25 protein-coding genes are annotated in these 23670 nt (G+C 56.9%); 22 read left to right on the top strand and 3 right to left on the bottom strand.

Annotated features, from left to right (window positions below; all coding sequences use genetic code 11):
* The first annotated feature begins 51 nt into the window (after positions 1–51).
* The 15 genes from IEV40_RS01400 (at position 52) to IEV40_RS01330 (ending at position 15262) form a co-directional block, all read left to right on the top strand.
* On the top strand, positions 52–1281 hold the full coding sequence (locus IEV40_RS01400) for a type II secretion system F family protein (RefSeq protein ID WP_188419185.1): 1230 nt from the start codon (positions 52–54) through the stop codon (positions 1279–1281).
* Positions 1278–1832: a type II secretion system protein gene (locus IEV40_RS01395; protein WP_188419184.1), complete on the top strand. Its 555-nt coding sequence runs from the start codon at positions 1278–1280 to the stop codon at positions 1830–1832. The genes IEV40_RS01400 and IEV40_RS01395 overlap by 4 nt, the downstream gene beginning before the upstream one ends.
* Before the next feature lie 32 nt (positions 1833–1864).
* The gene (locus IEV40_RS14715; protein ID WP_188419183.1) at positions 1865–2320 is read left to right on the top strand and encodes a type II secretion system protein; all 456 of its coding nucleotides are present in this window, start codon (positions 1865–1867) and stop codon (positions 2318–2320) included.
* A gap of 84 nt (positions 2321–2404) precedes the next feature.
* A complete protein-coding gene (locus IEV40_RS01385) occupies positions 2405–2857 on the top strand; it encodes a pilus assembly FimT family protein (protein ID WP_188419182.1) in 453 nt (150 codons plus the stop codon).
* Complete coding sequence (locus tag IEV40_RS01380) at positions 2844–3365, top strand: type IV pilus modification PilV family protein (protein ID WP_188419181.1); 522 nt, start codon at positions 2844–2846, stop codon at positions 3363–3365. Before IEV40_RS01385 ends, IEV40_RS01380 begins: the two co-directional genes overlap by 14 nt.
* The gene (locus IEV40_RS01375; protein WP_188419180.1) at positions 3362–4249 is read left to right on the top strand and encodes a prepilin-type N-terminal cleavage/methylation domain-containing protein; all 888 of its coding nucleotides are present in this window, start codon (positions 3362–3364) and stop codon (positions 4247–4249) included. Before IEV40_RS01380 ends, IEV40_RS01375 begins: the two co-directional genes overlap by 4 nt.
* Before the next feature lie 41 nt (positions 4250–4290).
* Positions 4291–4662 carry a pilus assembly PilX family protein gene (locus IEV40_RS01370; protein WP_229723902.1) on the top strand — a complete coding sequence of 124 codons (372 nt, stop codon included), beginning with the start codon at positions 4291–4293 and terminating at the stop codon, positions 4660–4662.
* A gap of 38 nt (positions 4663–4700) precedes the next feature.
* A complete protein-coding gene (locus tag IEV40_RS01365) occupies positions 4701–8618 on the top strand; it encodes a DUF8613 domain-containing protein (protein ID WP_188419179.1) in 3918 nt (1305 codons plus the stop codon).
* 118 nt (positions 8619–8736) lie between these two features.
* Positions 8737–9687: a type IV pilus biogenesis protein PilM gene (locus tag IEV40_RS01360; protein ID WP_188419178.1), complete on the top strand. Its 951-nt coding sequence runs from the start codon at positions 8737–8739 to the stop codon at positions 9685–9687.
* Positions 9684–10340, top strand: coding sequence for a PilN domain-containing protein (locus IEV40_RS01355; RefSeq protein WP_188419177.1), 657 nt, complete (start codon positions 9684–9686; stop codon positions 10338–10340). Before IEV40_RS01360 ends, IEV40_RS01355 begins: the two co-directional genes overlap by 4 nt.
* The gene (locus IEV40_RS01350; RefSeq protein ID WP_188419176.1) at positions 10337–11044 is read left to right on the top strand and encodes a type II secretion system protein GspM; all 708 of its coding nucleotides are present in this window, start codon (positions 10337–10339) and stop codon (positions 11042–11044) included. The genes IEV40_RS01355 and IEV40_RS01350 overlap by 4 nt, the downstream gene beginning before the upstream one ends.
* Positions 11029–11421, top strand: a complete 393-nt coding sequence (locus IEV40_RS01345; RefSeq protein WP_188419175.1) for an MSHA biogenesis protein MshK — start codon at positions 11029–11031, stop codon at positions 11419–11421. The genes IEV40_RS01350 and IEV40_RS01345 overlap by 16 nt, the downstream gene beginning before the upstream one ends.
* Positions 11422–11426: 5 nt before the next feature.
* A complete protein-coding gene (gene mshL / locus IEV40_RS01340) occupies positions 11427–13133 on the top strand; it encodes a pilus (MSHA type) biogenesis protein MshL (protein WP_188419174.1) in 1707 nt (568 codons plus the stop codon).
* Between the two features lie 6 nt (positions 13134–13139).
* Entirely contained in the window at positions 13140–14036 is an 897-nt protein-coding gene (locus IEV40_RS01335; RefSeq protein WP_188419173.1) for an ExeA family protein, read from the top strand.
* Entirely contained in the window at positions 14033–15262 is a 1230-nt protein-coding gene (locus tag IEV40_RS01330) for a tetratricopeptide repeat protein (RefSeq protein WP_188419172.1), read from the top strand. The genes IEV40_RS01335 and IEV40_RS01330 overlap by 4 nt, the downstream gene beginning before the upstream one ends.
* Positions 15263–15286: 24 nt before the next feature.
* On the opposite strand, the gene IEV40_RS01325 is transcribed toward IEV40_RS01330, so the two are convergent.
* On the bottom strand, positions 15287–15763 hold the full coding sequence (locus IEV40_RS01325) for a putative toxin-antitoxin system toxin component, PIN family (protein WP_188419171.1): 477 nt from the start codon (positions 15761–15763) through the stop codon (positions 15287–15289).
* Between the two features lie 31 nt (positions 15764–15794).
* On the opposite strand from IEV40_RS01325, the gene yaaA reads away from it, so the two are divergent.
* Positions 15795–16571: a peroxide stress protein YaaA gene (gene yaaA, locus IEV40_RS01320; protein WP_188419170.1), complete on the top strand. Its 777-nt coding sequence runs from the start codon at positions 15795–15797 to the stop codon at positions 16569–16571.
* A gap of 99 nt (positions 16572–16670) precedes the next feature.
* On the opposite strand, the gene IEV40_RS01315 is transcribed toward yaaA, so the two are convergent.
* On the bottom strand, positions 16671–17465 hold the full coding sequence (locus IEV40_RS01315) for an outer membrane protein assembly factor BamD (RefSeq protein WP_371870021.1): 795 nt from the start codon (positions 17463–17465) through the stop codon (positions 16671–16673).
* 69 nt (positions 17466–17534) lie between these two features.
* Between IEV40_RS01315 and IEV40_RS01310 the strand changes: the two genes are divergently transcribed.
* A complete protein-coding gene (locus tag IEV40_RS01310; RefSeq protein WP_229723965.1) occupies positions 17535–18539 on the top strand; it encodes an RluA family pseudouridine synthase in 1005 nt (334 codons plus the stop codon).
* Between the two features lie 13 nt (positions 18540–18552).
* Positions 18553–19305, top strand: coding sequence for a peptidoglycan editing factor PgeF (gene pgeF / locus IEV40_RS01305; RefSeq protein WP_188419167.1), 753 nt, complete (start codon positions 18553–18555; stop codon positions 19303–19305).
* Here pgeF and IEV40_RS14730 read toward each other — a convergent pair.
* A complete protein-coding gene (locus IEV40_RS14730; RefSeq protein WP_188420031.1) occupies positions 19302–19775 on the bottom strand; it encodes a hypothetical protein in 474 nt (157 codons plus the stop codon). The genes pgeF and IEV40_RS14730 overlap by 4 nt on opposite strands.
* Positions 19776–19788: 13 nt before the next feature.
* On the opposite strand from IEV40_RS14730, the gene phaR reads away from it, so the two are divergent.
* The 4 genes from phaR to IEV40_RS01280 all read left to right on the top strand — a co-directional run bounded on the left by phaR (position 19789) and on the right by IEV40_RS01280 (position 23599).
* The gene (phaR, locus tag IEV40_RS01295) at positions 19789–20349 is read left to right on the top strand and encodes a polyhydroxyalkanoate synthesis repressor PhaR (RefSeq protein WP_188419166.1); all 561 of its coding nucleotides are present in this window, start codon (positions 19789–19791) and stop codon (positions 20347–20349) included.
* Between the two features lie 208 nt (positions 20350–20557).
* Complete coding sequence (gene rimO, locus IEV40_RS01290; protein ID WP_188419165.1) at positions 20558–21922, top strand: 30S ribosomal protein S12 methylthiotransferase RimO; 1365 nt, start codon at positions 20558–20560, stop codon at positions 21920–21922.
* Positions 21923–21927: 5 nt separating this feature from the next.
* Positions 21928–22404, top strand: a complete 477-nt coding sequence (locus tag IEV40_RS01285) for a hypothetical protein (RefSeq protein ID WP_188419164.1) — start codon at positions 21928–21930, stop codon at positions 22402–22404.
* Between the two features lie 13 nt (positions 22405–22417).
* Positions 22418–23599 (top strand): cystathionine beta-lyase, encoded by a 1182-nt coding sequence (locus tag IEV40_RS01280; RefSeq protein WP_188419163.1) that lies wholly within the window; start codon positions 22418–22420, stop codon positions 23597–23599.
* The last annotated feature ends 71 nt before the right edge of the window (positions 23600–23670 follow it).

Raw genomic sequence — 23670 nt, 5'->3', positions numbered from 1 at the left:
AACACCGGTTTCTCCCTTACCCTCGCGCATGGAGAAATTTTAGGAATCGATGTGCCGTTTTTTGCGTACAAGGCGCGCAACGCGCGTGGCGAATTGCTGCAGGGTGTTCTGGAAGGGCCGGACAGTGGCGTCATTGCCGATCAACTGTTCAGCACCGGTATCACGCCGGTGGAAATCGTCCCTACCAAAAAACCTGCAGGCGGCAATGCCGATTCCTGGTGGGGGAGACTGTTCGAGCCGAAGGTGCGTCCTATCGACGTGCAATTGTTCAGCCGCCAGATGTACACCTTGCTGAAGGCAGGCGTGCCCATCATGCGCGGTCTGGCGGGATTGCAGGAATCGGCCATCAGCAAATCGTTTGCGCGTGTCGTCAAGGATTTGCGCGAATCGCTTGATGCCGGACGCGAACTGTCCACGGCAATGCGCCGCCATCCCAAAGTCTTCTCATCGTTTTACGTAAGCATGGTGCGCGTCGGCGAAATGACCGGGCGGCTGGAAGAAGTCTTTCTGCGCCTGTTCGATTACATGGAATTCGACCGCGACATGCGTCAACGCGTGAAGAGCGCCTTGCGTTATCCGAGCTTCGTCGTGGCGGCGCTGGTCGTGGCCATGGTCATCATCAACATTTTCGTGATTCCGGCATTCGCCAAGGTCTATGCCGGATTCAAGACCGAACTGCCGTTCATGACCAAGCTGTTGATCGGCACCTCGAATTTCACCGTACAGTACTGGCCGGTGATGCTGTCGATCGTGATCGGAGCGGGCGTCGTCTTCAAGTTGTATACGGATACGCCGCATGGCAAGTATCAGTGGGACAGATTCAAGCTGCGTATGCCCATCGCCGGAAAGATCATGCTGAAGGGAACACTGGCGCGGTTCGCGCGCAGTTTTGCGTTATCGAGCAAGAGCGGCGTGCCCATCGTGCAGGGCTTGAACGTCGTCGCGCAAACGGTCGACAACAGTTACATCGCCACCCGCATCGAACAGATGCGCGACGGCGTGGAGCGTGGCGAGAGCATTTTGCGCACGGCAGTCACCACAGGCGTCTTCACGCCGGTGGTCACGCAGATGATCGCCATCGGCGAAGAGACCGGTGAACTGGACAGCCTGATGGATGAGATCGCCGCGATGTACGAGCGCGAAGTGGATTACGAATTGAAGACCTTGTCGGCGCAAATCGAGCCGATCCTGATCATCGGCCTCGGCATCCTGGTGCTGATTCTGGCGCTTGGCGTGTTCCTGCCGATGTGGGATCTCGGCCGGGCGGCGTTGCACGGGTGAAGCAGAGCATGTCGATACGGCGGGGCAGACCTGCCGCAGCATCGAGCGGCTTCACGCTGCTGGAGCTGGTGATCGTGGTCTGCATCGTCAGTGTGCTGGCAATCGTGCTGCTCGATCGGTTGCGAGTCTACCAGCGCATGGCAGAGAAGACGGCTGTGGAGCAGATGGTGGGAACGCTGCAGAGCGCGTTGAATTTGCGGTTTGCATCGTTGATTACGCAAGACCGATTGAAGGATACACCGATCCTGGCTGATCAAAATCCGATTGATTGGCTGGTGAAGAAGCCGGCTAACTATGCCGGGGAGTTTTTCGGCACGCCGGACGATGTAACGGCTGGCCAGTGGTATTTCGATCTGAAGGATCGCGAACTGGTTTATCTCGTCTCGAATCGTGGCGAAGTTGAGCGGGAAAAGAAGGAAACGCCGCATTTGCGGTTCAAGACAGAGTTGGTAAAGGGTAATGAGGATTTTCCAGGCAAGGGCGGATCGATCGCTGGAAAAACTGTAGAGGGTGTAGTCGTTACACAGATCGTTCCGTATGGATGGGAATAACAGTTCAATTGTTTTTATTAAGGGAGCTTTAAATGAAAGTGCAATCTTTTTCGAAAAAACAGGCCGGCTTCACGTTGATCGAATTGGTCGTTGTGATTGTGATTCTTGGCATTCTTGCTGTTACTGCGATTCCGCGTTTTACCGATATGACAAAGGATGCACGTATTGCCGCAATTAATGGTGTTTTTGGCGCAGTTCAGTCTTCTGCAGCTATTGCGCATGCTCAAGCTTTGGTGAAAGGCCAGACTGACGCTACTGGCACTATCACAATGGAAGGTCAGACAATTAATCTGGCTTATGGCTATCCAACGACGGCTGATATTTCTAAAACGCTTAGTTCGACCCAAGGATTTGATACAGCGACGACAGCGGGAACTATTTCTTTGCTAAATGGCACAACTCTTATTGCCAACTGCAATGTGGCTTATGTTCAGACTGCGGCAGCGAATACTCCTCCAACTATCACCAAAACGGATAGCGGTTGCTAATTGCGACAAGTAATCAAAACCCGTACTGGTAACAGGTACGGGTTTTGATTTGATTTCCGGAAATCCGTGCATAAATCGAGGCGAATGACAGGATTCACACTGGTCGAACTGATCATGGTTCTGATTCTGGTGGGAATTCTGTTGTTATTTGTCATTCCGCGATTCTTTGATCGTGGGACTTTTGACGCGCGTGCTATTGGTGATGAAGTACAGTCAATGGTGCGTTACGCACAGAAGCTTGCCGTAGCGCGTAATGGCAAGATTTACATCTGTACGACGCCGAATGGCATATCGCTGGGAGCGGATGACTCCTGTGCTCAATCGGTTTTACTACCCTCCAGTAAATCGGCGACCTTGTCGCGTAGCGATCTACTTATCAGTCCAGCCAAAATATTTTATTTTGATGGATTGGGAAAACCGTTCAACAAAGGCGATACGGAATCCTCCACCTTTGTAAAAACGCGCTTCGATTTAACGACAGGCGGCACGACGCAAAGTTTTTTTGTCGAGCAGGAAACAGGCTATGTGCATCAATAGCCGTGCATTTTCTTCCCGACAAACCTCTTCCGGTTTCACACTGGTGGAACTGGTTATTTTTATCGTCATCGTCAGCGTTGCCGTTGCAGGCATTCTGTTGGTGATGAACTTCACGACAGCCAATAGCGCGGATCCGCAGATACGTAAGCAAGCCTTGTCGATTGCGGAAGCCTTGATGGAAGAAGTTTCGCTGGCGCCATTCACCAATTGTGATGGGGCAGGGCCTTCCTGTGTAGAGAGCAATGGCGGAGTCGATGGAGGGGGCAGTGAGAGCAATCTCAATCGACTTCAGATCAATTCCGGCAATTTCGTTGCAATCAATGATATCAACGGCAATCCGATCACTACACTCGACGGCTATAGAGCGAAAGTAACTATTCAAAATGCCGCATTGGGCTCTATTAGTGCCAATGATGCATTGCATATCACCGTGACAGTAACGAACAGTTCGGAGTCGATTCAGCTGGATGGCTATCGCGCCCGCTACATGCCGGAGACCGTGGAGTGAAAGCAACCGATCGCGATTACTTCGTATCGGTTTCACAGCGTGGCTTCACGTTGGTGGAAATGATCGTTGTTATCGTGATCACGGGCATCGTTGCTGCCGCAGTGGCAGTTTTTATTCGTGCGCCGGTGCAGGGGTATGTCGATCTTGTCGCGCGCGCGGAACTGGCGGACGAGGCCGATACGGCAGTGCGGCGTATTTCGCGCGAAGTGCGCCGCGCATTGCCAAACAGCGTGAGACTCACATCTGCTGGCGGGAACAATTATCTGGAGTTCCTGCTGACCAGTACTGGCGGGCGTTATCTGACAGATTCGGACGATATAGCGTTTGAAGGAAATGTACTCAGCTTTACGACAAACGATACAAGTTTCAGAGTGGTCGATGGCTTTTCTGAAGAAAGAATCCCCTATGGTTCAAACGGAGAAAGTTGGGTCGTCATTTACAACCTGGGGCCAGGGCAGGAGCCGGCCAATGCATATTGCAGTGGCGATACCTGTAACAATCGGGCACTAGTGAGTGCTGTCGATACGGCAAGCAAAACAATTACGATGGCATCCAACCCATTTGCTGCGCCGGGTACGCTTCGTTCGCCGGGTAACCGTTTTCAGGTTGTGACGACGCCAGTTACGTATGAATGCAATCCATCGGCACATACGTTGACCCGTTATTCGGGATACACGATCGGTACGACACAACCGGCTCCGCCAACAGGCGGAACAGCAGCGTTGTTGGCAAGCGGTGTGACAAGCTGCAATTTTTCCTACGACAACAGTGCCATTAATACGAGCCAGGCTTTGCTCGGCATTACGCTCGCAATGGCTCGTCCTGGAACCAATAGCGGCACGATCACCTTGTTTCATCAGGTGCATGTGGATAACACGCCATGATGAAAAGAACGCACATATATAGAACGATGCACGCTGTCCGCATGCGCGGATTCAGCCTCGTCAGCGCGATCTTCCTGCTGATCGTTCTGGCTGCATTGGGCGTGGCGATGGTGACGATCTCGACGACGCAGCATCAGAGTTCCAGCCTAGATATCGAAGGTGTGCGGGCGTATCAAGCGGCAAAAGCGGGAATTGAATGGGGTGTTTATCAAAAGCTGCCACCACGCAATAGTTGCGCAACTTTGTCCACGGTTACCATTCCCCGCTTTACTGTCATCGTCAGTTGTGATCAAGGTGAAGCAGGCACGGCGGTTATCAAGGCTGTTGCCTGCAATTTTCCTGTTAACAACTCTTGCGATCAGCCGTCGAATAATCCTGACTACGTAAAACGGATTCTGGAGGTGAGGTTGTGAGCACCCCCATTTTCGTGTTGATGCGTAGGGTACTATTTATGCTGCTGATGGCAGGTGGTATGGCGCTATCAAATACAGCTTGGGCAAATCTGACAGTCAATTTTGCTCAATTCAATAATGCATCGTCGGCCACGGTTGTCGGTGGAGAAGACTTTGATGTTTCTTTGTCGGTTTCATCCTCCAGCAACAACGATAGGTGGCGAAGCACGACGATCAGGCTGTTCAACGGCAGTTCTTCCTATTCTTCTTGCGTCAATACACCGAATTTTGATAACGGTAACGGGTGGACGACATTTTCTTACACGGCACCCAATACGCCCGGAACTTATAGCGTGACGTTGACTGCGCACAGAAGCAGTAATTGCTCAAGTGACAGCAGAGACGATGATCGCACTTTCAATAATGCGTTGACAGTCGTTGGCCCTCCTACGGTCGTTTCGATCAATCGTACGAATGTCAGTCCGACATCGGCACCGAATGTACAGTGGACCGTTATCTTCAGTACCAACGTAACGGGTGTTGATGCATCAGATTTCGTTCTCGTTAATGGTGGTTTGACCGGCAATGTCGCGATTACCAGTGTAGGCGGAAGCGGTACGACTTACACGGTGACAGCCAGTACTGGGGATGACTTTGCCAATGGAACATTGGGATTGAACCTGGTTGATAACGATTCGATTCGAAACAGTTCCTCGTCCAGCAGTCGCCTTGGCGGAACAGGTGCCGGTAACGGCAATTTCACCGGACAGGTTTACAACATTAGCAAGCAGCCGCGCGTGGTTTCGATTGTGCGTGCAGGTATCAATCCGACCAGCGCATCCAGTGTGGATTGGAGGGTGACTTTCAGTAAGAAGGTAACCGGAGTATCGCCATCGAATTTTTCTTTAACGCGTAGTGGCTTAAGCGGCACGGCAAATGTAACGGCTGCTGTGGATGAAGGAGATGGCATCACTTGGTTGATAACGGCAACGACCGGAACCGTGACCGGTACGACTGGAACAATCCGTTTGAACATGCAGTCTGGTTCAGGCGTCACGGACCAGACCGGAAATCAGTTGACTGGATTGCCCGTTCAAGGTGAAACCTACACGATCGACCCCAACGCGGCGACGGAATGCTACATCGACGATTTCGACCGTCCGAACGGTGCGCCGGGAGCAAACTGGTCCGTCGGCCACGAGAGCGGGAGCTTCGGTGATCCACGTATCATCAGTGGCCGCTTGCGCCTGACGGATAACTCGACCCAGGCTTCGACTTACGCGACGTTGCAGCGAATCTTCCCCGGTGCGGGCAACAAGATCGTCGTGGAGTTCAACCACTATGCCTATGGCGGCAATGGTGCAGACGGTATTGCAATGGTGTTGTCGGATGCTTCCAAGCCGCCCATCGCTGGCGCGTTTGGCGGATCGCTGGGGTATGCGCCCAAGCGGACGTCTGCCGGAGGCGATACGACGCATGCCGGTTTTTCCGGCGGCTGGTTGGGTGTGGCGCTGGACGAGTTCGGCAATTTTTCGAATCCGACCGAGGGACGCTCCGGCGGCCCAGGACAACGGGCGGATGCGGTTACGATCCGTGGTTCAGGTTCGGATTTCGATGGATACGAATATCTGAGAACCACCGGTTCATTAGGAACCGGCATCGACACGACTTCTTCGAACCCCGGCCCGGGATACCGTTATCGCATCACGGTGGATCATAGCGATAGCGTGCATGCCTACACGAAAGTGGAGCGAGATACCAGCGGCAGCGGCAGCAATTACACGACGCTGATTTCGTCTTTCGATGCCAAGGCACAGCAGGGGCAGGCTGCAGTGCCCACGAACTGGAGTTTGTCGTTCACTGGCTCTACTGGCGGTAACAGCAACGTCCATGAATTCACGCATCTGCAAGTGTGTTCCGTGACGCTGGAGCGTCTGCATCACATCGAGATCGATCATCCGACGACTTCATGCGGTGCTGCACCGGTGACGGTCAAGGCTTGCGCCAATTCGGATTGCTCCAGCCTGTATGTAGGCAAGGTGACGGTCAATCTTGCCAATGTCACATCCAACGGCACATCGAGCTGGTCGTCCGGCAATCTGCTGACTTTCTTCAACGGCCAGACGCAAGTAACCCTGAGCCAGGGCAGTCCGGTCAATGCAACGGTCAATATCGGCGGTAGCACTGCTTCGTCGCCGCCAGCGACCAATGGTACGGTCTGCATGGACGGCAACGGCAATGCGACGAATTGCGTCGTGCATTTTTCATCGGCCTGTTCATTCGATGTGGTGGAGCCGGGCAAGGCACCGGGTTCGCCGATCTATACGAAACTCGTCGGCCAGCCGTTCAGTCTGGATTTGCGGCCGAGCGATGCGAGCGGGAATCCCGCGCCGTATAACGGCAATGTGACGGTGAGTCTCATCGATCAGGATGTGTCCGGCGGAGGGCAATGCAACAACACGGCTGCCGGCATCACGCCGGAGTCGGCATCGATTGCGTTCAATAACGAATCGGCCAAGACGGTGAATTTCACGGTCAACAAGGCGCAAAAGAACGTACGCGTGCGTGTGATTGCCGGTTCGGGAGGAAGCGCCTTGCCGAGCTGTTCGCGTGATAATTTTGCGATACGACCGCAATCCTTCCAGTTGACTACACCCACAATCGCGGACTGCACAGGGCCTACCGCGTGCAGCTCTTCTTATCCGGCTGGGGAGTCTTTCAATGTCGACGCTACGCCAACACCAGTGCCGACAGGTTATGCAGGCACGCCGGTTTTTGATGAAACCAAGGTGCGCGATCACACCGGTGCCAATTTGCAGTCGTCGGATATGTTGGCAGGAACCTTTGGGGCGGCCGCTGCCAATGGCGTTGCATCGGGAACCTTCAAATACGACGATGTTGGAAGTATTGCTTTCCTCACGGGGGCAGTAACCGATGCGGTATTTACGAATGTGGATCAGGTGACGGGAACGGCCGGGAACGTCGTACACGACAACGAAGGAGATTGCATTCCCGGTTCTGCAACGAATAAGAAAACCAACGGGAAATACGGCTGCTTGGTCGGTAACGATGAAACCGCACCGAAAGGCAGATTCAGGCCGCATCACTATGCTGTAGAAGCATCGCTTACTGCCGCTTGCACACCTGGCTCGCCAGGGCAATCGTTCACTTACATGGGGCAGCCTATGCAGGTGGCATTGTCTGCGAAGGCACTGAGTCGTAATGATGTTGTGTTGTCCCGTTACACGCCGGTTGCATCAGGCACGCAATTTCCGCAGTTGGCGACTCTCGCAATATCCGGAGTAGATACGGATGGTATCGACAGGATCGTGCGTTTTGCTCCTGCATTGCCGCCCCGTGTCTGGACGGAAGGGCAATACAGCGGAAGCGGCACATATCAATTTTCCAGGGAAAGCACACCTGACGGTTCATACGAGAATTTCAGATGGAGTGTGAGCATCACGGATCCGGATGGCGTCAGGATTACTCAGCATAACAGTACGACAGTCGATGCTACGCAGGTCTTTTCCCTGCCGACCATCATCCGATTCGGCCGTCTGAAATTGCTGAATGCGAACGGGGCGCCGCAAAACACGCTGTCGATACCGATGCGGGTGGAGTACTGGGACAAGACCAAAGGCTTCATCACCAATACGGATGACAGTTGCACGACGCTTCTGCCGGCTAACTTCAAGACGACTCCTGGCGCCACATTGAACATTTCCAACATTTCAAAAGGTGTTGGTTCTATTGCACTGAACAAGCCGACAACACCAGGTAAAACCAGCATCGATATATGTACGGATCTGGCCGGTGACACCACGCCAGGGACGATTTGTGCCGCCACGACATCCGCAGGCATGCCGTGGCTTCAGGGAGCATGGGGCGGCCCGAATTACGATGACGATCCGACAGCAAGAGCAACCTTCGGCGTCTTCAAAAGCGGTCCGATTATTTACCTTCGTGAGCTTTATTAGTTAACCAAAATTCACAATGCGTTGTTAATTGATTTTGTCTCCCGCATCGTCGGGCAAATTGATTGACATCAATAATTTAATCACCTAATTTCACGCAGTTCTCGACAAAGATGCCGGTATGAGTTGGTTCCAAAAGAAAAGGAAAACAGCAGGGAGGCTGGTTGTTTCGATACAGGCGGATGGTATTTGCATCGCCAGTATCGGCAATGCATCTGCGGAACAGCCGACCGTTGAAATCATCGCAACGTATGCTCTGAAGGGCGGGCAATCGGTAGCGGATTTGCTGGCGAAAATCGCCAAGGAACTGCGCGCCGAATACGATTGCATAAACTTGCTTTGCGGCAACGAATATCAACTGCTGTCTGTCGAAGCGCCGAACGTTCCTGCCGATGAATTGAAGACGGCAATCCGCTGGCGCTTGAAGGACATGTTGGATTTCCATATCGACGATGCCACCATCGATGTGCTGGATGTGCCGCGCGACAGAAATGCAGGCAATCGCAATCATTCGATGTATGCAGTGGCGGCGCGCAATCAGTTGATCGAACAGCGTCAAACATTGTTCAGCGATGCACGCGTATCTCTGCGTGTCATCGATATTCCCGAAATGGCCCAGCGCAATATCGCCAAGCTGATCGAGCCGGAAGGCCGCGGCATTGCCATGCTGTCGTTCGATGCGCAGGGCGGGTTGCTGACGATGACGTGCGATGGCGAACTGTATCTGTCGCGTCGCATCGATATCCCGTTTGCGCAATTGGGGCAGGACAGCGAAGAGGAGCGCAATGCCTGCTACGGTCGCGTAACGCTGGAACTGCAGCGTTCGCTCGATCACTTTGATCGCCAGTATCACACCGTCACGCTGGCCAAGCTGGTACTGGCGCCGTTGAGCGGTGCGGCGGCAGGTTTGTCGACCTACTTGTCCGAGAATTTGTATATCCCTGTCGAGACGCTCGATCTGGCAAGCGTGCTCGATATGGACGAGGTGCCGGAATTGAAATCGGTAGAGATGCAGCAGCGCTATTTCATGGTGCTGGGTGCGGCACTGCGTCGTGAAGAGGCGGTGCTATGAGCCAGCAGATCAATCTGTTCAATCCGATTTTCCTGAAACAGGAAAAGCATTTTTCCGCGCTGACGATGGTGCAGGGGCTGGGCATCATCCTGATCGGCGCATTGCTGCTGACTGCTTATTCCGCTTTCCAGGTATCCAAACTGGAAAAGGAACAGACGGCGACGGCCAGCCGATTGCAGCAGGCACAGAACCAGCTTGCGCGGGTGACGACTGCCTATGCGGTCAAGGGCAAGGATGCGGAACTGGATGCACGCTTGCTGCGCAAGCAGGCCGAGGTGCAATCGTTGCAGCAGGTGGCGGACTTGCTGGAAAAGGGTGAGTTCGGCAACACCGTCGGTTATGCCGATTACATGACGGCGTTTGCTCGGCAGATCGGCAACGGCATCTGGCTGACGGGCTTCACGATACAGGGTACGAGCGATATCGCGATTCGCGGCAATACCTTGCGCCCAGAGCTTGTGCCAGCCTATCTGTCGCGCCTGAAGACGGAGCCGGTGATGCAGGGTGCTTCCTTCTCGACGCTGGAAATGCAATTGCCGAAACCCGATAACAAGACAGCGGCATCGGACGAAAAACAGAAAGCGGCTTCCTATATCGAATTCAGCCTGCATTCGTCCGGCATCAAGGCGGCATCGGAAGGAGGCCGGCAATGAAACAGTCCTGGCAGAAACTGGCGCTCAGGATCGATGCGCTGACGTTGCGCGAGCGGGCGATCATCTTCGCGGTCGCGGTGCTGATCCTTGTCACGCTGATCAATGCGGTGCTGCTCGATCCGCAATATGCGAAGCAGGCGAAGCTGTCGCAACAGATCCGCCAGCAGCAGGCACAGATTGCTGATATCCAGAACCAGATCCAGCAGCGCGTCAAATTGCAGGAGAACGATCCGAACCAGGAAGCGCGCACGCAACTGGAGGCATTGACGCAGCGCGCGCAAGGCATGCGCGATTCGTTGGGCAGCCTGCAACAGGAACTGGTTTCGCCGGACAAGATCGCCGATCTGCTGGAAAGCATGCTGCGCAAGAACGACAAGCTGCAGCTCGTTTCGCTTAAATCGCTGCCTGTTACGCGGCTGAATGAATCGGTCGCGGAAATTCAGGCGCGGCAGCAAAAGAGCGGCCAGCAGCCTGCACAGACCGCCAGCGCTGGCGACGATGTCGATGCAGTCTACAAGCACACGGTGGAGCTGACGGTGCAGGGCGGTTATCTCGACATGCTGGCCTATGTGAAAGCGCTGGAAAAAATGCCGTGGCGCGTCTTCTGGGAAAACGCACAGTTGAAGACTGATGGCGATCGGCAGGCGACGCTGACGTTGACGCTCTTTACATTGAGTCTGGACAAGAAATGGCTGAATCTGTGATGCGGCATTGGCGTGTATGCGCAGTGGCAGCAGGTCTGATCGGCTTGCTGGGAGCGACGGCGGCGCAGGCGCAGTTGCGCGATCCGACACGCCCGCCTGAGCAATGGATGCAGGGCGGCGATGCCGAACCGGCCGGCGGACCGGTGCTGCAGTCGGTATTGCTGTCGCCCAAACGCAAGATCGCCGTCATCAGCGGGCAAACCGTGGCGCTCGGCGAGCGTTACGGCGAGGCGACGCTGGTCCGGCTTACAGAGAGCGAGGCTGTCCTGCGGACGGGCAGTGAATCGCAGACGTTGAAACTTTTCCCCAGCATTGGAAAACGGCCGGCATCCGATTCAAGGAATCGGCATCCCGACAAATCGGAAATGAGAAGGTAGCAAGCGTGCAAAAAATATCCCTAGCCATTCTGGTCCTCTGTATCGCCGGTTGCGCGGCGCCGACTTCCAAGAAGGAAACCTACGACCTGATCAACGCGGAGATGGAAAAAGCTGCGCAGACGGTAGTGCAGCCGGCCAAGCCGGATGCGGTATCGGCCGCGCTGCTGCCGCCGCTCAACATCGAGATGCCCAAGCCCAAGGCACCGCTGGAAGAGCGTTTCAGCCTGGCGTTCAACAATGTGCCGGCTGCGCAGTTCTTCAATGCAATCGTGACCGGCACGCGCTACAACATGCTGGTGCATCCGGACGTGACGGGAACCATTTCGGCCAACCTGAAGGACGTGACGCTGTTCGAAGCGCTGGACGCGATCAAGGAACTCTACGGCTACGATTATTCGCTCGAGGGAAACCGTATCGTCATCAAGCCGCTGACGATGCAGACCAGCATTTTCCGCGTCAACTATCTGACGGGTAACCGCAAGGGCGTTTCCGAAACCAGTGTCATCTCCGGCTCGCTGAATGCAAGCCAGACCAACGGTAATGTCGGCGGCACGAACAACAACTACGGCGGCAACAATGGCAACAATGGCAATCGCTCCGGCCAGAGCTTCTCACCGATCGAAAGCAGCCGGGTCAGCACGACGACGCAGAGCGATTTCTGGTCTGATCTGAAAACTGCGCTGGATGCGATCATCGGTGGCGGTCGCGACGGCCGCAGCGTGGTTATCAGCCCGCAGTCCGGCGTGATCGTCGTGCGTGCGATGCCGGAAGAATTGCGCAACGTCTCGGCCTATCTGAAGGCGACGCAGCTGTCGGTCGACCGGCAGGTGATTCTGGAAGCGAAGATTCTGGAAGTCACGTTGAGCAATGGCTATCAGACTGGTATCAACTGGTCGGCGCTGCATGGCAATACGCGTATCTCGGGCGGCTTTGCCTCTGCCGGACAGGGCGCATCGATCACCAACCAGATCGGCAGCATTCCTTCCACCGGCCTGACCGACAACGCAGTGACAGGCAATGGCTTCTTCGGCCTTGCGCTGCAGGCGCGCAATTTTGCCGGCCTGATCTCGTTCCTCGAGTCGCAGGGCGATGTGCATGTGCTGTCCAGCCCGCGCATCGCGACGCTGAACAACCAGAAGGCCGTGCTGAAAGTCGGCACCGACGATTTCTTCGTCACCAACGTCAGCAACAACATCAACACATCGGTTTCCGGTGCGGCGACGACTTCGACGCCGAACGTGACGCTGCAGCCGTTTTTCTCCGGCGTGGTGCTGGACGTAACGCCGCAGATCGACGAAGAGGGCAACATCATTCTGCATATTCATCCGTCGGTGACGGATGTGCAGACGGTGGAGCGGGTCATCGATCTCGGCACGCAAGGCAATGTGCAGAACGTCCTGAAGCTGCCGCTGGCAAGCAGCAGCACGTCCGAAACGGATAGCGTGGTGCGCGCGCAGGACGGCAACATCATCGCGCTCGGCGGCCTGATGCGTCAGCGCACCGTCAGCGGCCGCGATCAGATACCAGTGGCCGGCGATGTGCCGCTGTTGGGCAACTTCGTCAAGAACACCAATCAGGTGACGGAGAAACGTGAACTCGTCATCCTGCTGAAGCCGACGGTGATCCAGAATGAAGGCAGCTGGGCACAGGACGTTCTCGATTCGCAGAAACGGTTGCAGTCGATGGCACCGCGAAGCAAGCCCTGGGAATGATCTCGCATGTATGAGCAGCACTTCGGCTTGAAGGAGCTTCCGTTCGGCATTACGCCGGATACCGGTTTCTTCTTTGCCTGCCCGACATACCAGCAGGCGCTGAATACGCTGCTGATCGCCGCGCATAGCGGCGAGGGCTTCATCAAGATCACCGGTGAGGTGGGCACCGGCAAGACGCTGCTGTGTCGCAAGTTCCTGTCATCGCTGGATGACGGATTCGTCACTGCCTACATTCCGAATCCTTATCTGGAACCGCGCAGCCTGATGCTGGCGCTGGCCGATGAACTGGGGCTCGCATTGGCGAAGGACGTCGACCAGCATCAGTTGCTGAAGGCAATCAATCATCATCTGCTGAAACTGGCGCGCGATGGCAAGCGTGTCCTGTTGTGTCTGGACGAAGCGCAGGCAATGCCGTTGGAAAGTCTGGAAGCCCTGCGTTTGCTGACCAATCTGGAAACGGAAAAACGCAAGCTGCTGCAGATCGTACTGTTCGGACAGCCGGAACTGGATGCGAAGTTGAAGCAGCAGGCCATACGCCAGCTGGCGCAGCGCATTACCTTCCACTATCGCCTGCAGGCGCTGTCGCGCGACGATCTGGATTTTTATGTGACGCACCGACTGCAGGTCGCCGGTTATGCCGGCGGCCGCCTGTTCTCCACCGATGCCGTGCGCGCGTTGCATGCGGCCAGCGGCGGCATTCCACGGTTGGCCAACATTCTTGCCCACAAGACCATGATGCTTGCCTATGGAGAAGGGCAGCATGTATTGAGGGCGCGCCATATCCGCGCAGCCGCGGCCGATACCGAAGCATCGCATCGCGTGGCGCAGCCATGGTTGTCCTGGCTTGCAGGCGTTTCCTTACTGATGATCGTATCCGGCGCTGCCTGGACCTATTTGCGATGAGCGTTATCAACAAGATGCTGCAGGAGCTGGAACAGCGCCAGGCAGAAGAATCAGATGCACGCGTTCTGCCGGGGCAATTGAAAGCGGCGCCGCAGGTACGCAGCCGGCATGTTGGCTGGCTGGCCGCTGCCGTCCTGGCAGTTTTGCTGGCGGGCATGCTTGCGTGGTTGTGGTTCAGGCCTGCTGCAGTGCCAGCTCCCGCGCCTGCTCTCGCATCGGCAGTCGTATCGGCGAAGCCAGCCGATGCATCACAGATACCGCCGCAATTGGCGCTGAAGATTGCGCCGACGATGCCAATGTCGGAACAACAGGCATCGGAAACTCAGGAAGCGGCCGTGGCAGCGGAAGCACCAGCGCTTCCGACTGACGATGTGCAGCAAGCAAAAGTAGAAAAAACGGAAAACAAGCCGATCGACAGGACTGAGCCGGTTGCGGTGTCCGCCGTTTCAGTAATGCCTCAAGAAACAGTCGATACAGCCGCTGCCAAAGTCGTCGACAAGCCGGCACGACTTCAGCCCGTGCGCCCTGAAGCGGTGAAGCCCGCTGCGTCGTTGCCGGTGGCAGTGGCGAAACCTGTGGCGCCGCAGCCGGTTTCCACACAGCCGGCGGTGTCGGCTGCGTCAATCGCGCTGGACAAGCAGATTCGGCCATTGACATCACAGCAGCGTGCAGAGAACGACTATCGCCGTGCGGCAGCCATGGCGGAACAGGGGCGCACGGCGGAAGCGACGGCATTGCTGGAGCACGTGCTGCAGGAAGTGCCGACACATGTCGGTGCGCGTCAGACGTTGATCGCGCTGTTGCTGAGGACAGGACAGCAGGACGAGGCGATGCGGCGCGCGAAGGAAGGACTGGACATCGATATGCGGCAGCCGGGAATGGCAATGATTCTGGCGCGTTTGCAAGTGGAGAAAGGCGCGCAACAGACTGCCATTATCACGCTGCAGAACAGTTTGCCTTATGCAGCAGATCAGCCCGACTATCGGGCTTTCCTCGCTGCGCTGCTGCAGCGCGCAGGGCGGCAGAAGGAAGCGGTCGAGCAATATCTGCTGGCCGTTCGTGCCGTGCCGCAGAATGGCATCTGGTGGATGGGGCTGGGAATTTCGTTGCAGGCGGATGGCAGGACGGAAGAAGCGCGCGAAGCATTTTCCCGCGCGCGCGAAACCAGCTCGCTATCGCCCGAGTTGCGGGCTTTCGTGGAACAGAAGCTGAAGCAGTTGCACTGATGTCGTGATGAATGGCCAATAGTATTAGCCGGTTGTCGTCTGCAGTGTTGCGGCAGATGGCATAGCTGCTTCCTGCGTCCACGCTTCCGGCGTCATGATGGCGAACAGGCCGTCGCGCCTTGTCTTGCGTGCCAGCTTCAGCAGCGCCTTGTCTTTCGTGATCAGCACGTCTGCGCGGATGTCGCGTGCTAGCTCCAGGAATTTCTGGTCATCCTTGTCCTTGCAGAGAGGCAGCCTGACGGTTTCTTCCGTTTGCTGCGGCATCGGATGACAGCGGATCAGTGCATCGAATTCCGCCATCGTTGTAGTACGCTTGTCATCGTCCAGCTTCAGATGCGGATAACGCAGCACCAGATGCCACTCTGTACGACAGTCCTCGCGCGTCACGGCTTCCAGCCGGCCGCTTTGCAATGCATCGAGCAGCATCGTCCAGCGCGGATCGCGAAAGACGAACAGGTCCAGGCAGACATTGGTGTCGAGTACGACGCGCTTCGGTATCATTGGCGGTTTTGGTTTTTCGTTCGAAAGTAACATGCTCATCGTCTTATCACCTGCCAAGTCCCTGGATTACGAAACGCCCGCCATCACGGAAACCAGCACCAAACCGGATTTCATCAAGCGTTCGGCGGAACTGGTCGACATTCTCAAACAGATGCCGCCGGCCCGCATCGCCAGCTTGATGCGCATTTCCGATCCGCTTGCAGCACTGAATGCGGAACGTTTCGCCGCGTGGTCCACCAGGTTCACTGCGAAAAATGCAAAGCAGGCAATACTGGCTTTCAACGGCGATGTGTACGAAGGACTGAATGCCAGGGCGTTCAACGATCGACAACTGCATTACGCACAGTCGCACCTTCGCATTTTATCCGGACTGTACGGCCTGTTGCGGCCGCTCGATTTGATGCAGCCTTATCGCCTTGAGATGGGAACCAAGCTGGCCAATGCTGCGGGCAAGGATCTGTATGCATTCTGGGGCGATACGGTGACCGAGACGTTGAACGCGCAGATCGCTGCGGTGAAGGCATCGGCGCTGATCAATCTGGCATCCGAGGAATATTTCAAATCGGTGCGTCCGAAATTGCTGACGGTGCCGGTCATCACGCCGGTTTTCCTCGACTGGAAAGGCGGTGCGTACAAGATCATTTCTTTCCACGCCAAACGCGCGCGCGGGCTGATGGCGCGTTATGCGACAGTGAAGGGAATTACCCAGCCGCAGGCGCTGCAATCCTTCGATGCCGAAGGCTATGCTTTCGATGCGGCGGCGTCCGATGGACAGAAGTGGGTCTTCAAGAGACGGCTGGCTGTATGAAACGCTGATGATGAGGCGGGATGCCGGTGAGACGTCGCAATGAACGTCGCAATGAAAAAGCCCCGCACTGCGGGGCTTTTTGCTGGTCAGTCGACCGAATCACCAGATCTGCCACCACGGTTTCTCGATCGTCTTGCCGCCTTTGAAGTAGATGCTGTCCGGGAAGTTCAGGCGCAGCACGCGCTCGGTATCGTCGCGCAGTTGTGGCAGGTTCAACGCATCGTAGGATTTCATCATGATGAACAGCGCTTCTTCTGTGGCCGGCGTATTGGGATAGTCTCGTACCGCAGCCTGTGCACGATTGACGGCCGCCAGATAGGCGCCGCGCCGATAATAGTAGTCGGCGACGTGCACGTTGTACTGCGCCATGCCATTGACCAGATAGGCGAGGCGGGCTTCGGCGTCCGGTGCGTATTTGCTGTTGGGAAAGCGATCGACCAGCAGCTTGAACGAATCGAATGCCTCGCGTGCCGCTTTCGGGTCGCGCTCGGTCATGTCCTGGCGCGACAGGAAGTCGAAAATGCTGGTGCGGTCGTTGAAGTTGATCAGGCCGCGCAGGTAATACATGTAATCGACGTTCGGATGATCCGGATGCAGCTTGATGAAGCGCTCGACGGCAGCCAGTGCCTGCGGCTGGTCGCCCTGGCGATAGTAGGCGTAGGCGATTTCCATCTGCGCCTGTTGCGCATAGGTACCGAACGGGTAGCGGGACTCCAGTTTTTCGAGGAGATCGATGGCTCTTTCATAGTTGAGCGCGTTCAGTTCGTCGCGGGCCTCCGAGTATAATCTCGAGGGCGACCAGTTCTTGGTTTCGTCGACCTGATCGAAACTGCTGCAGGCGGTAAGCAGCAGGGCTAGTACGAGAGGGATGATTTTTCGCATTTGGTTTTGCACGGATTTCGCGGCAGGCCGCTGGACAATGGATGATTATAGCCGATGGGATCGCCGGTGAACCCGATTGAAATGGATGTAAATGGCAGTGAGCTGCCCGATGGCGACTGGGACGGCAGCGACGATGCCGATGCTTCCGCCGCCGATATTTCTCCGATAGAACTGACGCTGACGTCGGACGATTGCGGCATCCGCTTGGACAAGGTGCTTTCCGCGCGCGTTCCGCAGTATTCGCGCAGCCGCTTGCAGCAGTGGATAGAAGACGGCCATGTGCGTATCGACGGCGAAGTCGCCAAGCCGAAGATGACGCTGTATGGTGACGAGACGGTCATCATTGCGCCGCAACCGGCACCCGAAGAACTGGCCTACACGGCCGAAGCGATGGACTTGCAGATCGCTTATGAGGATGCCGCGATGCTTGTCATTGACAAGCCGGCCGGGCTGGTTGTGCATCCTGCGGCCGGCAACTGGTCCGGCACATTGCTCAATGGTTTGCTGCATCATCTGCCCGCACTGGCCGGTGTGCCGCGTGCCGGCATCGTTCATCGTCTCGACAAGGACACGAGCGGCCTGATGGTGGTGGCGAAGACGCTGGTCGCGCAAACCGATCTGGTGCGCCAGTTGCAGGCGCGCACGGTCAAGCGCGAATATCTGGCGCTGGTGTGGGGCACGCCCAATCTGTCCGGCAGGATAGAGGCGGCGATCGCACGTCACCCGCGCGATCGCATCCGAATGGCGGTGTCGAACAGCTTGCTTGCCAAGCCTGCGGCAACGCGTTTCGAACGGCTTGCGACCGGCGCGCTCGATGGCCGTCCGGTCAGTCTGGTTCGGTGCCAGCTGGAAACCGGGCGTACGCACCAGATTCGCGTGCACATGCAGTCGATCGGTTTTTCGCTGGTCGGCGATGCGCTGTACGGCAAGCAGCATCTGGCATCGGTATTCCCGCGCCAGGCCTTGCATGCGCAACGTCTTGGCCTGAATCACCCGGCTTCCGGCGCGGCATGCGAATGGACATCCGCATTGCCGCAGGATTTTGCCGCTCTGCTGGAGCGCGCCGGCATTTCCAACATTACGTGACGCATCCGCCGCCATGACCCCCATCGTGCCCGACTGGTCGATTTCTTCCGACATCGTCGGCGTGCTGATGACCGTGCGCAGCGGCGGCGTCAGCAGCGGCCCTTACGGCGACGTTTCCGGCAAGTGCGGCTTGAATCTCGGATTGCATGTCGGCGACAGCCCGCACAACGTGATGGCCAATCGTTCGCTGCTGCTCGATCATGTACCGTCGGAGCCGGCATGGCTGACGCAAGTGCACGGCACCGATGTGGTCGATGCGGCGCGTGTCGCCAATGCATCGCAGGCCGATGCCAGCATCGCCACGCAGCGCGGCACAGTGTGCGCGATCATGACGGCGGATTGTCTGCCGGTACTGCTGGCCGATGCCTACGGTCGTGTTGTTGGTGCCGCGCATGCAGGCTGGCGCGGTTTGGCCGGCGGTGTGCTGGAACATACGGTGGAACGCATGCGCAAGGCGGGCGGCGAGGAATTGCATGCCTGGCTGGGACCGGCGATCGGCCCCGAACAGTTCGAAGTCGGCGAAGACGTACTGCAGGCTTTCACGGCGAAGGATGCGACGGCGATCGATGCGTTCCGTCCGATCGCCGGGCGCAGCGGAAAATATCTGGCCGACATCTATCGATTGGCCCGACAGATCCTGGCGGCGCAGGGTGTGATGCATGTGGCCGGCGGCGATTTTTGCACGGTGACCGATGCCGAGCGTTTTTACTCCTATCGCCGCGACGGTTTCACCGGCCGAATGGCGGCACTGATTTGGCTGCGCTAGCGTTCTGTTTCCGTTTGCTGCGGCGATTGCTGCATTTCTTCCTGCTCGGTCGCATCTTTCCTGCTGTTTTCCTGCAACGCTTGCAAATGTCGTTTGCGTCGACGTCGTGCGCCGCCTGTCAGATAGACAAGTATAGATACCGGCAATAATCCGTACAGCAGAAAAGTCATGACGGCGGCAACTGCCGATGTCTCGGTAATTGCCATCATGAAAGCGACATAAATCCAGGCGATGGCGACAATATGCATGCGAAATGCCGGAATGGAGACGATTGAAGGATGCCTCACGATACGCGATGGCAGCCGTGATGGAAAGGGCAACAATGTCATCCTTCGCATATAAAAGGAATGTGGGCGATACGACAAGCATTGCGTAAACCCTTGTTTTTCCGCACTATAATGGCCTCCCTTAGTGAACCTCGTTCGCTTTCCCCGTTCATTCAAGTCTGCGCCGCGATTACGGTGCAGCAAGCTGGAAATCCTGATGACGAGTGCAAAGAAAATTCCCGAACGTTTGATCAAGAAGTACCCGAACCGCCGCCTGTACGATACGCAAACGAGTTCCTACATCACGCTGTCCGATGTCAAGCAGCTGGTGCGCGACAACGAAGCCTTCACGGTGAACGATGCCAAGACCGGTGAAGACCTGACGCGCAGCATCCTGCTGCAGATCATCCTGGAAGAAGAAGCAAGCAGTACGCCGATGTTCTCGGTTCCGGCGCTGGCGGAAATCATCCGCTATTACGGCCACGAGATGCAAGGCATGATGAGCGCTTATCTGGAAAAGAACATCCAGGCATTCATCGACATCCAGAACCGGCTCAACGAAAGCTCGAAGGAGCTGGGCGACGACAAGCCACTCAATCCAGAAATCTGGTCCCAGTTCATGAATGTGCAGGGACCGATGATGCAGGGCATGATGAGCAACTACATCGAGCAGAGCAAGAATCTGTTCGTGCAGATGCAGGAACAGATGCAGACGCAATCGCAGAACATGTTCGGCGGTTTTGCCCTCAGCGCAACGGCTGAACAAAACGGCAAGTAAGCATCGAATTGGCGGTGGAGCGGCGTTGAATCGACGTCAACTCGCCAGCAGGCGAACGACCAGCAAACGATAAGCAGTCGCGGCCTCCGGCGCGGCGTCGTTCTGCAGGCCGGTACAGGTTTGCGGCCGGCCGAACGGGTACAATAGCGGATTCGTATTTATCCCCGGGTTTTTGCCCGTTCCTGTTCCCGTTTCTGCCTGTTTCTCCATGACCAACGTAACCCAGACCGCACCCAAAATCGGCTTCGTTTCGCTCGGATGTCCGAAGGCGCTGGTCGATTCCGAACAGATCCTGACGCAGTTGCGCGCCGAAGGCTACGACACCGCCAAATCCTACGACGGCGCCGATCTGGTTATCGTCAACACCTGCGGCTTCATTGATGCCGCCGTGCAGGAATCGCTGGATGCGATCGGCGAAGCGCTGAACGAGAACGGCAAGGTCATCGTGACCGGCTGCCTGGGCGCGAAGAAGGATGCCGACGGCGACGACATCATCACCAAGGTGCATCCGAAGGTTCTGGCCGTCACCGGCCCGCATGCACTGGGCGAAGTGATGGATGCCGTGCACACGCATATGCCCAAGCCGCACGCACCATTCATCGATCTGCTGCCGCCGCAGGGTGTCAAGCTCACTCCCAAGCACTTTGCCTACCTGAAGATTTCCGAAGGCTGCAACCATCGCTGCAGCTTCTGCATCATCCCGTCGATGCGCGGCGATCTTGTTTCGCGCCCGGTGGCTGACGTGATGCTGGAAGCGGAGAACCTGTTCAAGTCCGGCGTCAAGGAGTTGCTGGTAATTTCGCAGGACACCAGCGCCTACGGCGTCGATGTGAAATTCCGTACCGGCTTCTGGAACGGCCGTCCGCTCAGGACGCACATGACGCAACTGGCCGAAGCACTGGGCGAACTGGCCGCGCAATACGGCGCGTGGATTCGCCTGCACTACGTCTATCCGTATCCGCACGTCGATCAGGTGATGCCGCTGATGGCCGAAGGAAAAATCCTGCCGTATCTGGATGTGCCGCTGCAGCATGCGCATCCGGATGTACTGAAACGGATGAAGCGCCCGGCCAGCGGCGAGAAGAACATCGAACGCATCCAGGCCTGGCGCGCGATGTGCCCCGATATTACGATCCGCTCGACTTTCATCGCCGGCTTCCCCGGCGAGACCGAAGCCGAATTCGAATACCTGCTGGATTTCCTGAAAGAGGCGGAAATCGATCGTCTCGGCTGCTTTGCCTATTCGCCGGTCGAAGGAGCGACGGCCAACGATCTGCCGAATGCCGTGCCGGAAGAAGTGCGTGAAGAGCGTCGCGGTCGCGTGATGCTGTTGCAGGAAGAAATTTCGAAGAAGCGCTTGCAGGCCAAGGTCGGCAAGACGATGCGCGTGCTGATCGACGAAGTCGAGCGCACCGGCGGTGCAGTCGGTCGTACAGCAGCCGATGCACCGGAAATCGATGGCGTCGTCTATGTGAAAGCGCCGTATGAGCCGCATCGCCGCCTGCAGGTCGGCGAATTCGTCGATGTGCGAATCACAGCGGCCGATGCGCACGATCTGTGGGCGGAAGCATGACGGCCGTGCGTCGCATCGCCGCTATTGTTCCGCTGTTGTTGGCAGCGGCGGGTGCACACGCTGCCGATGTATCGACACCAGTGTCGACACCTGCTTCGGTATCTGCACCGTTGCAGTCGGCTGAACCGCCGCCGCAGTTGTTCGGCAAGCCGATGGTGTTTCGCGGCACGCTGGGCGACAAGCAGGTACAGTTGAGCATCCGCCCGAAAAATCCGGCCGATGAAGGACTGGAAGGCGAGTATTTCATTTTCGGCAGTTCGCAGAAGGTGCTGCTGGCCGGCGATGGCGAGGGCGATGCGCTGCTTCTCGAAGAATCCGAAAACGGCAAGGATATTTCCGGCCAGTGGGACGGCAAGCTGGAAGGCGATACGCTGAGCGGCAACTGGACTTCCGCCGACTTCAGCATCACACGGCCGTTCGTGCTGAAAGTCCTGTCGACCAGCGCGCCGGCTCCTGCGAAAAAGGCAACCGGCACAAGATAAACCGGAACGAACCATGGAGGTATCTGTGTCCGACGATCGTCCATCTTTCCAGACTACGCTGCTGCATCACGATTACCAGGCGCCGGACGGTTTTGGCGCGTTTCCCCAGGCCATTCATCACGCGTCGACGGTGCTGTTCGACAGCGTTGCCGCGATGCGTGCGCGCAACTGGCAAAACAAGAGCGGCTACACCTACGGCCTGCACGGCACGCCCACCACATTCACGCTGGAAGCGCGGCTGGCCGCTATCGAAAATGGCAGGCATTGCCGCCTCGCTCCCAGCGGACTGGCGGCGATCGCAATGGTCAATTTCGCGCTGCTGAAGACGGGCGACGATGTACTGTTGCCCGACAACGTCTACGGCCCCAGCCGCGAACTCGGCAACTGGCTGACACAGGATTACGGCATCACGGCCCGCTATTACGATCCGCTGATCGGCGATGGCATCGGCGCGTTGATTCGTCCGAATACACGACTGGTCTGGACGGAGGCGCCAGGTTCGGTGTCGATGGAAGTGCCGGATCTGCGTGCGATCTGCGCTGCGGCGCATGCGAAGAATGTGCCGGTTGCGCTGGACAATACCTGGTCAGCCGGCATTGCCTTGCCGGCCTTCGATCTGGGCGCCGATATTGTCATGCAGGCGCTGACCAAGTATCAGTCCGGCGGTTCGGACGTGCTGATGGGCGCTGTCATCACGAACAACGACGAGTTGAACCACAAGCTGGAATCCGCGCACATGCGGCTGGGATTCGGTGTCGGTGCCGACGACTGTTATCTTGTATTGCGCAACCTGCCGACGCTGAAGCTGCGCTTCGAGGCGCACGATGCCGCTGCGCGCGAGGTCGCCGCATGGCTGAAGCAGCGGCCTGAAATCGATACTGTGCTGCATCCGGCATTGCCGGGATGCCCGGGGCATGCATTGTGGAAGCGTGATTTCAGCGGCGCCGGCGGTTTGTTCTCGGTATTGTTCGATGCGCGTTATACGGAAGAGCAGACCGATCGCTTCGTCGATGCACTGAAACTGTTCGGTATCGGTTTCAGCTGGGGCGGCGCGCACAGCCTGTGCGTGCCGTACCGGATGAAATCCATGCGCGAGAGCTGGCCGCATCGCGGGCAACTGGTGCGCTTCAATATCGGCCTCGAAGACACGCGCGATCTGATCGCGGATATCGAACAGGCGTTGGGCCAGTTGTAGGACAGCTGCAAAACAGCGTGTGTCTAAAGAAAAAGCATCCATTACGGATGCTTTTTTTGTGTCGTCGAATC

The organism is Oxalicibacterium solurbis, assembly GCF_014635845.1.
Taxonomy (GTDB): Bacteria; Pseudomonadota; Gammaproteobacteria; order Burkholderiales; family Burkholderiaceae_D; genus Oxalicibacterium; species Oxalicibacterium solurbis.
This window is presented reverse-complemented; position numbering and strand designations above follow the sequence as displayed.

Bases quoted from the DNA above. Each gene is read 5' to 3' on its own strand.
- IEV40_RS01365 (WP_188419179.1), top strand. From the start codon at position 4,701: ATGCTGCTGATGGCAGGTGGTATGGCGCTATCAAATACAGCTTGGGCA.
- IEV40_RS01330 (WP_188419172.1), top strand. From the start codon at position 14,033: ATGAGCGTTATCAACAAGATGCTGCAGGAGCTGGAACAGCGCCAGGCA.
- IEV40_RS01385 (WP_188419182.1), top strand. From the start codon at position 2,405: ATGACAGGATTCACACTGGTCGAACTGATCATGGTTCTGATTCTGGTG.
- IEV40_RS01280 (WP_188419163.1), top strand. From the start codon at position 22,418: ATGGAGGTATCTGTGTCCGACGATCGTCCATCTTTCCAGACTACGCTG.
- IEV40_RS01380 (WP_188419181.1), top strand. From the start codon at position 2,844: ATGTGCATCAATAGCCGTGCATTTTCTTCCCGACAAACCTCTTCCGGT.
- pgeF (WP_188419167.1), top strand. From the start codon at position 18,553: ATGACCCCCATCGTGCCCGACTGGTCGATTTCTTCCGACATCGTCGGC.
- IEV40_RS01345 (WP_188419175.1), top strand. From the start codon at position 11,029: ATGGCTGAATCTGTGATGCGGCATTGGCGTGTATGCGCAGTGGCAGCA.
- IEV40_RS01325 (WP_188419171.1), bottom strand. From the start codon at position 15,763: ATGATACCGAAGCGCGTCGTACTCGACACCAATGTCTGCCTGGACCTG.
- yaaA (WP_188419170.1), top strand. From the start codon at position 15,795: ATGCTCATCGTCTTATCACCTGCCAAGTCCCTGGATTACGAAACGCCC.
- rimO (WP_188419165.1), top strand. From the start codon at position 20,558: ATGACCAACGTAACCCAGACCGCACCCAAAATCGGCTTCGTTTCGCTC.
- IEV40_RS01370 (WP_229723902.1), top strand. From the start codon at position 4,291: ATGCGCGGATTCAGCCTCGTCAGCGCGATCTTCCTGCTGATCGTTCTG.
- IEV40_RS01350 (WP_188419176.1), top strand. From the start codon at position 10,337: ATGAAACAGTCCTGGCAGAAACTGGCGCTCAGGATCGATGCGCTGACG.
- IEV40_RS14715 (WP_188419183.1), top strand. From the start codon at position 1,865: ATGAAAGTGCAATCTTTTTCGAAAAAACAGGCCGGCTTCACGTTGATC.
- IEV40_RS01360 (WP_188419178.1), top strand. From the start codon at position 8,737: ATGAGTTGGTTCCAAAAGAAAAGGAAAACAGCAGGGAGGCTGGTTGTT.
- phaR (WP_188419166.1), top strand. From the start codon at position 19,789: ATGACGAGTGCAAAGAAAATTCCCGAACGTTTGATCAAGAAGTACCCG.
- IEV40_RS01310 (WP_229723965.1), top strand. From the start codon at position 17,535: ATGGATGTAAATGGCAGTGAGCTGCCCGATGGCGACTGGGACGGCAGC.
- IEV40_RS01335 (WP_188419173.1), top strand. From the start codon at position 13,140: ATGTATGAGCAGCACTTCGGCTTGAAGGAGCTTCCGTTCGGCATTACG.
- IEV40_RS01355 (WP_188419177.1), top strand. From the start codon at position 9,684: ATGAGCCAGCAGATCAATCTGTTCAATCCGATTTTCCTGAAACAGGAA.